Raw genomic sequence first — 11014 nt, forward strand, 5'->3', positions numbered from 1 at the left:
TCGTTCCACGTGGTCTCGTCGGGGGCGAACGTCGCCGCGTACCTCGATTGGCGCCGTGCCGCAGGGGAGGCTCCCGCCGACGTCGTGGTGCTCGACCTCACGCTCGGCGACGGCACCACCGTCTCCGAGAACGTCGACCGTGTCGTGCGCGACGGTTCGAGCGTGATCATCCACAGCGTCGCCGATCGGCCGGCCGCGGTGCGCGAGGCGCTCGCCGCCGGCGCCGCCGGTATCGTCAGCAAGTCCTCGCCGACGCACGAGGTCCTGGCGGCCATCGACACCGTCGCCCGGGGCGAGCTCCTCGACAACGTCGAGTGGGCCAGTGCCGTCGAGGGCGATCGCGCGTTCGCCGACGCGCAGCTCTCCGCACGCGAGCGAGAGGTGCTGCGACTGTACGCTGCGGGGCTGCCCCTCAAGGCCGTCGCCGAGCGTCTGGGAGTGGCGTACTCCACGGCCAAGGAGAACATCACGCGCGTCCGCGTGAAGTACGTCGAGGTGGGTCGCCCCGCCCCGACGAAGGTCGATCTGCTGCGGCGGGCGATGGAGGACGGAATCCTCCACGAGACGCCCGAGACCCCCCGAGATGCCTGACGTCGAGCGGTCCGTCCTCGACGAGGCGTGGGGGCGGATCCCCCACACGCGCGAGACCAGCGACGACCCCGGCTCGTTCACGCAGAAGCGCATCGAACGCGTCATCACTCTGCTGGTCGGGCCGGCCTGTCTGGTCCTCGGCGTCCAGGCCTTCGTCGCCGCCTTCGGACCGAGCGACGAGTCCCCGGGGTGGCACCTCCCCCTCGTCATCGGGGTCTTCGTCCCGCTCGTCGCAATGGTCATCGCGTGTGCGGTGAACCGGTTCGCCCGAGTGTTCTCCGGTCTGTTCGCCGTGCTGTTCATGGTGGCCCTCGCCCTGTGGCCGATCGCCACGATGGGCGGCGAGCAGGCTCCGTCGCCCACCGAGAACCCCTGGATCTTCTACCTGATCAACGTGGCGACGGTCGCGACGGTCGTGGCCTTCCCGCTTCCCCTGCAGGTCGCCTGGACGGTGGCGGCGCCGCTCCTGTTCGGCGTGGTCCGCCTGCTCCAGGTGGGTGGGCGGCCGGAGTTCCTCCTGCCCGTCGCGCTCGACGTTTCCTTCGCGCTCCTCCTGGGCAGCGTCCTCGTCACGCTCACCTGGATGTACCGCTCGATCGCCGCGAACGTCGACGAGACGCGTGCCCGCGCCGTCGCGAGCTACGCGCAAGCCGCCGCCACCGCGGCGACCGAGCGCGAGCGCGTCGCCGTCGCCGCCCTCATGCACGACAGCGTGCTGGGTGCTCTGCTCGCAGCGGAACGCGCGGCGACCCCGCGCGAGCGCACGCTCGCCGTCAGCATGGCGCGCGAAGCCCTCACTCGACTGGCCAACGCCGAGAAGGACGCGCTCGAGGGCAGCGACGAGCCGATGGATGCCGTGGCCCTGGCCGACGACATCGAGACCTCGGCCCGCGACTTCGGAGTGGAGCTGGCGGTCACGCGCCGCGTGCAGGAAGGAACGCCGCGGGTGCCGGGTCGCGTGGCCCGGGCGCTGGTGCTCGCCGCGATGCAGGCCGTCGCCAACGCCGTGCAGCACGCCGAGGCCCGGGCGCTGACGGTGGAGGTCTCCGGGTCCGCCGAGCCCGGGGGAGTGACGATCCGTGTGCGCGACGCGGGTCGCGGCTTCGACGTGAATGCGATCCCCGCCGATCGGCTCGGGATCCGGGGGTCGATCATCGCGCGCGTGACCGCGGTGGGCGGCCGCTCGACGGTGGACTCCTCGCCGGCGGGCACGACGGTGACCCTCGAGTGGGAGAGCGGGGATCGCTGGTGACCGTCCGCTCCATCCTGTCGGGCATCGGCCTGGCCTTCACGGCCTACCTCGCCGCGCGCAGCCTCCTCTGGACGCTCCCCGACACCGTCGAGCGAGGGTGGTTGCTGATCGCCGCGCTCGTGCTGTACCTGCCGATCACGTGGATCTGGATCCTCCTGCCGACGCGTCGGCCGGCTGTCGTCTCGGGCGAGGGGGATTCCGGCACTCGGCTCGCGCCTCCCCGCTGGGCCGTCGTCCTCGCGCTGCTGGCGGCCGCCGTCGTCCCGAACGCGGCTTTCGCCGCGGTGAGCGAGGCCGGTCGCGCGCAGCCCTTCGTCACGTGGGTCATCGGGGGCATCGGCGCGCTGATGACCGTCGTGATGGTGCGTCGTCGACCGATCGTCGCCTGGGTCGGCACGGGGATCCTGGCCGGGTCGGCGGCGGCGTGGCTGGGGCCGCTCTCCGCGCTCAGCATGGGGCTCGTGGGGTCGCTCGTGTGGGTGGCCGTGGCCCAGCTGATCACGACGGCTCTCGATCGCGTCGCTCCCGACGCCGAGCAGTTGTCCGAGCTCCAGCAGGCGGCCTCCGCCTGGCAGGCCTCACAGAGCGGGCGTCAGCGGGAGCGCCGCCTGCACGTGCAGCGGGCACTTCACGTCGCAGGCCCGGTGCTCGGTCGCACGATCGAGACGGGCGGCAATCTGCGTCCGAGCGAGAAGAACGCGGCGCGCCTGGCGGAGCAGAGTCTGCGCGACGAGTTGCGCAGTCCGCGCCTCCTCGACGAGGCGGTGCGCGCACAGATCGACGCGGCTCGTCGTCGTGGGACGATCGTGATGCTCTTCGACGAGGGCGGCCTCGAAGACCTGCCGGCGTCGGCGCTGCACGACATCCGGGCCGAACTGGCGGGCATCGTCGAGCAGGCCTCCTCCGAGCGCCTGATCATCCGGACGTCGCCCCACCACGAGGTCGCGGTCACGGTCGTGGGGCGCACGGCGGCTGCGGGTGCCGGCGCGGACGAGGACGACGTCGACCTCTGGCGCGAGATCCGCCGCCCGCACTGAGGCGAAAGGGAGGCCCCCGCGGCGCGAACGCCGCCGGGGGCCAGACGGGTATCTGCATCCGGGGAAGAGTGCGAAAAATGAGGGGTGAGGGGCGGCGATGTCGCCTGCCCCTCACCCATGCGAACGGCTACCCGAAAACCGTTCGCGGTGGCCGGAACCGGCTCGATGGAGCGGCCCGACCGAACGCGTGATGCGTTCCAGCTCCTCCAGTATTCGCGAACGATCCGGCGGCGTCTGTAGGTATTTCGGGGGACAGTCAGCCCGTGAATCCGTTCCAGCCGGCGTCGCGGTTGAGCGGGACCCGCAGTCCGCGCGCGGACAACTCCCAGCGCGATCGCGCCGCGGCGTCGGGCGCCGTGGCGTCCGCCGCCTCTCGCGCGTACGCCTCGCCCACGACGACGATGGCCGCAGCGAGTTCTTCGGGGGTCGGGGCTCCGCGGACGATGCGACCGACCGACGCGGGCGGCTCGACGGCGCTGGGCTCGCTCACAGCGGGATGTTCCCGTGCTTCTTGGCGGGCAGGCTCGCGCGCTTGTTGCGCAGCGCCCGCAGCGCCTTGGCGATCGACACGCGCGTCTGTGCGGGCTCGATGATGCCGTCGAGCTCTCCGCGCTCCGCAGCCAGGAAGGGGGATGCCACGTTGTAGGTGTACTCGTTGGCCAGGCGCGTGCGCACCGCGGCGACGTCTTCGCCCGCTTCCTCGGCGCGCTTGATCTCGCCGCGGTAGAGGATGTTGACCGCGCCCTGGCCGCCCATCACCGCGATCTCGGCCGTCGGCCACGCGAGGTTGATGTCGGCGCCGAGCTGCTTGGATCCCATCACGATGTAGGCGCCGCCGTAGGCCTTGCGCAGGATGACGGTCACCAGTGGCACGGTCGCCTCGGCGTAGGCGTACAGCAGCTTGGCGCCGCGGCGGATCACGCCGGTCCACTCCTGGTCGGTGCCGGGAAGGTAGCCGGGCACATCCACCAGGGTGACGATCGGGATGGAGAACGCGTCGCAGAATCGCACGAAGCGCGACGCCTTCTCTCCCGCGTCGATGTTCAGCGTGCCGGCCATCTGCGACGGCTGGTTGGCGATGATGCCGACGGTGCGGCCCTCGATGCGACCGAAGCCGATGACGATGTTCGGGGCGAACAGAGGCTGGACCTCGAGGAAGTCGGCGCCGTCCACGATGCCCTCGATGACGGTGTGGATGTCGTAGGGCTGGTTCGGCGAGTCGGGGATGACGGTGTTCAGGGCCCGATCGGCATCCGTCGTCTCGAACTCGAACGGCGTCTCGTAGAGCGGCAGCTCGGCGAGGTTGTTGTCGGGGAGGAACCCGATGAGCGTGCGCGCGTAGTCGAGCGCGTCGTCCTCGTCGTCGGCGAGGTAGTGCGCGACGCCCGAGCGGGTGTTGTGGGTGTGCGCGCCGCCGAGCTCCTCCATGCCGACGTCTTCGCCGGTGACGGTCTTGATGACGTCGGGGCCGGTGACGAACATCTGGCTGGTCTTGTCGACCATGATGACGAAATCGGTGAGCGCGGGGGAGTACACGGCGCCGCCGGCGGCCGGACCCATGATGATCGAGATCTGCGGGATCACGCCCGAGGCTGCGGTGTTCAGGCGGAAGATCTCGCCGTACTTCCCGAGCGCGACGACGCCCTCCTGGATGCGCGCGCCACCCGAGTCGAGCATTCCGATGATCGGGATGCCACTGCGCAGCGCCAGCTCCATGACCTTGATGATCTTGTCGCCGGCGACCTCGCCGAGCGAGCCGCCGAAGGTGGAGAAGTCCTGCGCGTACACCGCGACCGTGCGGCCGTGGATCGTGCCGGTCCCGGTGACGACGGAGTCGCCGTAGGGACGCGACTTGTCCATGCCGAACGCCGTCGTGCGGTGGCGCACGTACTCGTCGAGCTCGACGAACGAGCCGGGATCGACCAGCATCTCGATGCGTTCCCGGGCGGTGAGCTTGCCCTTCGCGTGCTGTTTGGTGCGCGCGGCGGCTTCGGCGTCGACGACCGCGTCCTGGAACCTGGCGCGCAGGTCCGCGATCTTGCCGGCGGTGGTGAAGAGATCGGGCTGGTCGGTCACGCTTTCCACCCTAGCGACCGGTTCGGCGCCGATGTTGGAGGGTGCGCACAAGCACCCCGCCGGGACGCTGTGGCATCCATCCATCCCGTCCGCGGGTGCGAGCAGGGGGAGAGGCGAGGGGATGCAGATGCCCCCGCGTCGTGCCTAGGGTGTGCACATGCCCATCCCCGCTGCCGGATACCCGCTCACCGCCGCACTCAGCCCCCGGGTCCAGGTCGTCGAGACCACCGACTCCACCAACGCCGACGTCGTGGCCGCCGTGACGGCGGACCCCGCGGGGTGGCCGCACCTGTCGTTGCTCGTGACGGACGACCAGCGGGCGGGGCGCGGCCGGCTCGACCGCACGTGGACCGCCCCCGCCGGCACCGCGCTCGCCGTGTCGGTGGTCGTGGACGCCGGGCGCATCCCGATGGAGATGCGCGGGTGGATCCCGCTCGCCGCAGGCGCGGCGATGACACGCGCCATCGACGCGCGGCTGGTCGGTCACGGTCCGAGCGCACAGCTGAAGTGGCCGAACGACGTGCTCGTGGACGGGGGCAAGATCTGCGGGATCCTGGCCGAAGCGGTCCCCGGCAGCCTCGACACGGTCGTGATCGGGTCGGGGATCAACACGCGCATGACGCGGGCGGATCTCCCCGTGTCCACGGCCACGTCCTTCGCCGCGATGGGGGTCGAGGTCGACGACGACCGTCTGCTCGCCGACTACGTCGAGGCCCTCGCCTGGTTCCTCGCCGCGCTCTCGGGCGGCGACGCGGCGCGCGTGCACCGCGATGTCGAGAAGCTGTGTTCGACGGTGGGGCGCGATGTGTCGGTGTCCCTCCCCGACGGCACGACCGTGCAGGGCCGGGCGGAGCGGCTCGACGCCGAGGGCCGGCTCGTCGTCGCGTCGGGCACGATCGAGACGGTGGTCGCGGCCGGAGACGTCGTCCACGTGCGCTGACCCGTGTCCGGTCCGCGTGTGCGGGCGGACTCGACGGCTTCGACCCCCACAATGAGTATGTGACCCCGCCCGACACCTACGGAGGCCGCCCTCGCACGCCGGCTCCCGGCGCGGCTGCGCCCGAACGGCGCATCGCGCGCCTGCGCGGTCATGCCCGGCGGCTGTTCTGGTCGGCTCTCGTCCTCATCGCCGTGGCCGGGGCGACCGCGTACTACTACGACAACCTCCCCGCGCCGTTCGAGAACTGGATGCTGCTGACCGCAGCCGGTGCCGCGCTGGTGCTGCTCGTGCTGGTGCCGTACTTCGTGTGGCTGTCGCGGTCGTGGACGATCACGACCCGTCGGGTCATCGAGCGCTCCGGCTTCTTCGGGTCGAGCAGCCGGGAGATCTCGCACGTCCGCGGCTATGCGATCCAGATGCGTCGCGGCATCCTGCAACGCATCTGGGGGGCCGGGACCCTCACGCTTTCCAACGGCGTCGAGCCTCCGCTGCGTCTGAAGAACGTGCCGCACGCGGCCCTCGTGCACGAGACGCTGGTCGATCAGGTCGAGGTGAACCAGATCCTCGCGCATCGCGACTCCCAGGCGCACGGGTCCGGCGCCGTCGACTTCTGACGCCCCGCCCCGCTCGCTGACGCCCCGTCGATAAACGGCATCCACGGCGAGAAACGCGCTGTCGCGCCGTTTCTTCGCGCGGATGCCGTTTATCGCGCGGGGGAGGGGTGCGGAGGGGAGCGCAGCGGTGGCGTGCAGCACAATGGACGGGACGGAAGGAGCGGCATGGCGCTGCGAGTCGGAGTGGTCGGTGGCGGACAGCTGGCGCGGATGATGATCGCGCCGGCCGAGGAGCTCGGAATCGACATCCGCGTCCTCGCCGAGGCCGAGGGCATGTCGGCGGGGCTCGCCGCCACCGCCGTGGGCGATTACCGCGACGCCGAGACGGTGCTCCGCTTCGCGCGGGACGTGGACGTCCTCACGTTCGATCACGAGCACGTGCCGCAGGACGTCCTGGCAGCCCTCGTGGACGCGGGCGTGGCCGTGCACCCGGGTCCGGCCCCCCTGGCCGTGGCTCAGGACAAGCTCGTCATGCGCGCACGCATGGCGGAGCTCGGGATGCCGCAGCCCGACTGGGCGGCGGTCGCGGATGCCGCGCAGCTCCAGGACTTCCTCGACGCCCACGGCGGCCGGGCGGTCGTGAAGACGCCCCGCGGCGGCTACGACGGCAAGGGCGTGCGCGTGGTCTCGGCGGCGACCGAGGCCGACGACTGGTTCGCCGCGCTCGCCGAGGACGCCCGCGGCGGGGCCCTCCTCGTGGAGGAGCTCGTCGACTTCACGAGAGAGCTGGCGCAGCAGGTCGCCCGTCGCCCGTCCGGCGAGGTGCGGACGTACCCCCTCGTGGCGACCACGCAGCGCGACGGCGTGTGCGCCGAGGTGATCGCCCCCGCGCCGCGCGCGAGCGAGCGACTCTCGCGCATGGCCGCGGAGATCGGCGTCGCGGTCGCGGAGGGCCTCGGCGTCACCGGGATGCTCGCCGTCGAGCTGTTCGAGACGTCCGACGACCGCATCCTCATCAACGAACTCGCCATGCGCCCCCACAACAGCGGGCACTGGACGCAGGACGGCGCCGTCACGAGCCAGTTCGAGCAGCATCTGCGCGCGGTTCTCGACCTCCCGCTCGGATCCACCGAGGCCGTCGCGCCCTGGACCGTCATGATCAACATCCTCGGCGGCCCCGCCGAGGGCGGGCTCACGGAGCGGTTCGCGCCCGCGATGGCCGCGCATCCGACCGCGAAGATCCACACGTACGGCAAAGACCCGCGCCCGGGGCGCAAGGTCGGGCACGTCAATGTCGCGGGCGACGACCTCGACGACGTCGTCTACGAGGGGCGTGCGGCGGCCGCGTTCTTCGACTGAGCGCGCCGTTCCGGGATCTTCCAGCGACCCGCCCTACCCTGGACCGGTGACCCGGCCGCTGCATTCCTCCGAGACGCCGCTGGTCGGCGTCGTCATGGGCTCCGATTCCGATTGGCGCGTGATGAGCGACGCCTCGCAGGTGCTCACCGAGTTCGGCATCCCGCACGAGGTGGAGGTCGTCTCGGCGCACCGTACCCCCGACAAGCTCATCCGCTACGGCCGCGAGGCGCGGGCGCGGGGGCTTCGGGCGATCATCGCCGGGGCCGGCGGTGCCGCCCACCTCCCGGGAATGCTCGCCTCGGTCACCGCGCTCCCGGTCATCGGCGTCCCCGTCCAGCTGGCCACGCTGGACGGTCTGGACTCGCTGCTGAGCATCGTGCAGATGCCGGCCGGCATCCCCGTCGCCACGGTCTCGATCAACGGGGCCAAGAACGCGGGGCTCCTGGCGGCCCGCATCCTCGGTGCGAGCGACACCGCCCTCGGAGACCGCGTCGAGGCGTACGCCGTCGACCTCGAATCCCAGGTGGAGGAGAAGAACCGCCGCCTCAAGGACTCGTTGTGAGCGTTGCCGCACCGGTGCGGCCCCGCGCACGCGAGTCGCTGACCGAGTCCCGACCGATGCGTCACCCGGACGCGTCGTCGCGGGAGGTCATGACCCGTCGCGGGTGGTGGCTCGTCGTGCTCAACGTGCTCGTGCCCGGGTCGGCGCAGATCCTCGCGGGCAACCGCCGCCTGGGCCGCTTCGGTCTGGGCGCCACGCTCTTCCTCTGGGCGGTCCTCGCCCTCACGGCGCTGGGGGCGCTGCTCTGGCCGAGCGGGCTGTTCGCCCTCGCGACGGGCTCGTTCATCCCCGACTTCCTGGCCTGGTTCCGGTGGGTTCCGCTCACCCTCGTGCAGGTCGTCCTCGTCGGCTACGTCGTCCTCTGGATCGTGCTCACGATCGACACTCTGCGTCTCGTGCGGTTGGTGCGGACCGGCCCCGTGGCGCGCTGGGCGATGGCGGTCGTGTCGGTGGGACTGCTGGTCGTGACCGGCTCCGGCGCCGCCTGGGCGGGCCAGGCCGCCGGGACCACGCGCGACGCCTTCGCGTCGATCTTCGCCGAATCCGCGCCGGTCGTCCCGCCGTCGGACGGCTACTACAACATCCTGCTCCTGGGCGCGGATTCGGGCGAGGGGCGCGACTCGATGCGGTTCGACTCCATCTCGGTCGTCTCCGTCAACGCCTCCACCGGGGCGGTCACCATCACCGGCATCCCGCGTGACATGCCGCACTTCCCGTTCGCCCCCGGGCCCATGCAGGACGAGTACCCGGATGGCCACCAGGGCAAGTACGACCCGACCTGCGGCTGGGGGAGCGGCATCAATCAGCTGCGCACCGAGGTCGAGGTGTGCCAGGACGGCAACGCCCTCTATCCCGACGCCAAGGCCAACGGATCCGAGCCGGGCATCGAAGCGACCAAGGATGCCGCGGAAGGAATCCTCGGCATCCAGATCCCGTACTACGTGCTGATCGACATGAAGGGCTTCGCCGACGTCGTCGACGCGCTCGGCGGCGTCGACATCACCGTCGACGAGCGCCTGCCCAAGGGGGGTCCGGCCTACGACGGGCAGCCCGTGGACGACTGGGCGTTCGGCTGGATCGAGCCCGGCGCGCAGCACATGGACGGGGACACCGCGCAGTGGTACGCCCGCTCGCGCTACACCACGAGCGACTTCGACCGCATGCGGCGCCAGCGCCAGCTGCAGGAGGCGATCCTCGCGCAGTTCACCCCCCAGAACGTCCTGCAGCATTTCCAGCAGGTGGCGGCGGCCGGGACGAACATCCTCGAGACCGATCTTCCCCAGGGGCTGATCGCGCCGACGCTGGTCGATCTCGCCCTGAAAGCCAAGGACCAGCCCGTCACGACCATCGAATTGACCCCCGAGGGCGGCGTCGACGAGTTCGACCCGGACTACGCGCAGGTCCAGCAGATCGTGCGCGACAAGCTCCACCCCCCGACCGAAACGGAGAGCCCCGCGCCGTGACCGTCACCCTCCGGCTCGTCCTCGACCAGCTCGTCGCACCGACCTCCCGCGACCTCGCGGAAGCCTCGGCGTCGCTCGCTCAGGCCCTCGTCGACACCGCCCCCCGCGGCTGCGACGTCGCGGCCATCACTCCCGCGCCGGGTCTGCCCGACGACGCGGGCATCACGGGTCTGAGCGCCGAGACGCGCCTGTCGATGCGCCGACGCGAGCTAGCGGCATCCTGGCAGCTGGGTGTGGTGCCCGGGATCGGTCGCGGGCTCATCCACTCGCCGACCGCGCTCGCCCCGCTCGTCCGGCACGATCGTGTCAACGAAACCCATCAGATCGTCGTCACGCTGTGGGATCTGCGCGCCTGGGAGACGCCGGACGAGCTGCCCCGCGCCGAGGTCCTCGCCACCCGCGCGCTGCTGTCGCGCATCGGCAAGCACGCGGATGCCGTCGTGGTGCCCTCGCACGCCATGGCCGAGCGTCTGGCGGAGGTGGCCAAAGCCAAGCTCGTCGCGAAGGTGCGGGTCATCGGAGGGGCGCCGGTGGCCGGGTTCCGTGTGCCGTCGGACGTCGTCGGGCGCCTCCGCGCGCTCGACCTGCCCTCGTCGTTCGTCGCCCTGTCCGGCGGTGCGGCCGCCTCGGACGGTCTCGCGGCCGCGTTCACAGGCCTGGCTTCGGAGTGGGACGGCGACGTCGTGGTGCTGGACGTCCCGGAAGGGGAGGAGCCGGCTGTCGTCGAGCTCGCGTCGGCCGCGGGGATCCCCGAGGCCCGCGTGCACGCGCGGGGTGCGCTCGACCAGTGGGACCGCGCCGCGGTCCTCTCCCACGCCGTCGCGTTCCTCGTGGCGAGCACTCGGACCGACTGGCCGTGGCGTGCCGTGGACGCGCTCGCCCTCTCCGTCCCGATCGTAGCGCGCGACACCCCGGTCCACCGTGAGGTGCTCGCCGACGCCGCGGCGTTCGCCGCGGAGGGGGAGCTCGGCGCCGCCGTCGCCCGCGCTCTCGGGCCGGATGCCGAGCGCCTGCGCGTGCTGGCCGGCGATCGCGCGAAGGGCTTCGCGTGGGCGGCGTCCGCCGAGCGCGTCTGGGCGTTGCACGCCGAGCTCTGAAACATCACCGACGGCCCCCGCTCACGACGCCCTCCCAGGAGGCTCGGGAACCTGCGGCTACCATGGCTTGGTTGCCCAGAGTG

11 protein-coding genes are annotated in these 11014 nt (G+C 71.7%); 9 read left to right on the top strand and 2 right to left on the bottom strand.

Annotation, left to right across the window (positions count from 1 at the left end; all coding sequences use genetic code 11):
* The 3 genes from BGO45_RS09195 to BGO45_RS09205 all read left to right on the top strand — a co-directional run.
* Positions 1-591, top strand: a 591-nt coding sequence (locus BGO45_RS09195; RefSeq protein ID WP_292693197.1) for a response regulator transcription factor, incomplete at its 5' end; no start/stop codon positions are given.
* A complete protein-coding gene (locus BGO45_RS09200) occupies positions 584-1843 on the top strand; it encodes an ATP-binding protein (RefSeq protein ID WP_292693199.1) in 1260 nt (419 codons plus the stop codon). The genes BGO45_RS09195 and BGO45_RS09200, both read left to right, overlap by 8 nt.
* Positions 1840-2880 (top strand): hypothetical protein, encoded by a 1041-nt coding sequence (locus BGO45_RS09205; RefSeq protein ID WP_292693202.1) that lies wholly within the window; start codon positions 1840-1842, stop codon positions 2878-2880. Before BGO45_RS09200 ends, BGO45_RS09205 begins: the two co-directional genes overlap by 4 nt.
* 256 nt (positions 2881-3136) lie before the next feature.
* Here BGO45_RS09205 and BGO45_RS09210 read toward each other — a convergent pair whose 3' ends face one another.
* Together BGO45_RS09210 and BGO45_RS09215 are read right to left on the bottom strand one after the other, a co-directional pair.
* Positions 3137-3370, bottom strand: coding sequence for an acyl-CoA carboxylase subunit epsilon (locus BGO45_RS09210; RefSeq protein ID WP_292693205.1), 234 nt, complete (start codon positions 3368-3370; stop codon positions 3137-3139).
* Positions 3367-4965 (bottom strand): acyl-CoA carboxylase subunit beta, encoded by a 1599-nt coding sequence (locus BGO45_RS09215; RefSeq protein WP_076491050.1) that lies wholly within the window; start codon positions 4963-4965, stop codon positions 3367-3369. Before BGO45_RS09215 ends, BGO45_RS09210 begins: the two co-directional genes overlap by 4 nt.
* Positions 4966-5113: 148 nt before the next feature.
* Between BGO45_RS09215 and BGO45_RS09220 the strand changes: the two genes are divergently transcribed.
* The 6 genes from BGO45_RS09220 (at position 5114) to BGO45_RS09245 (ending at position 10931) form a co-directional block, all read left to right on the top strand.
* Positions 5114-5896, top strand: coding sequence for a biotin--[acetyl-CoA-carboxylase] ligase (locus tag BGO45_RS09220; protein WP_292693208.1), 783 nt, complete (start codon positions 5114-5116; stop codon positions 5894-5896).
* A 59-nt stretch (positions 5897-5955) separates the two neighbouring features.
* Positions 5956-6510 carry a PH domain-containing protein gene (locus tag BGO45_RS09225; RefSeq protein WP_292693211.1) on the top strand — a complete coding sequence of 185 codons (555 nt, stop codon included), beginning with the start codon at positions 5956-5958 and terminating at the stop codon, positions 6508-6510.
* Positions 6511-6675: 165 nt separating this feature from the next.
* Positions 6676-7809: a 5-(carboxyamino)imidazole ribonucleotide synthase gene (locus BGO45_RS09230; RefSeq protein ID WP_292693214.1), complete on the top strand. Its 1134-nt coding sequence runs from the start codon at positions 6676-6678 to the stop codon at positions 7807-7809.
* A gap of 94 nt (positions 7810-7903) precedes the next feature.
* On the top strand, positions 7904-8371 hold the full coding sequence (gene purE / locus BGO45_RS09235) for a 5-(carboxyamino)imidazole ribonucleotide mutase (RefSeq protein WP_292693724.1): 468 nt from the start codon (positions 7904-7906) through the stop codon (positions 8369-8371).
* A gap of 56 nt (positions 8372-8427) precedes the next feature.
* A complete protein-coding gene (locus BGO45_RS09240; protein WP_292693727.1) occupies positions 8428-9834 on the top strand; it encodes an LCP family protein in 1407 nt (468 codons plus the stop codon).
* Positions 9831-10931, top strand: coding sequence for a glycosyl transferase (locus tag BGO45_RS09245; protein ID WP_292693217.1), 1101 nt, complete (start codon positions 9831-9833; stop codon positions 10929-10931). Before BGO45_RS09240 ends, BGO45_RS09245 begins: the two co-directional genes overlap by 4 nt.
* Positions 10932-11014: the final 83 nt, after the last annotated feature.

It is taken from the genome of Microbacterium sp. 71-36, from assembly GCF_001898305.1.
Classification (GTDB): Bacteria; Actinomycetota; Actinomycetes; order Actinomycetales; family Microbacteriaceae; genus Microbacterium.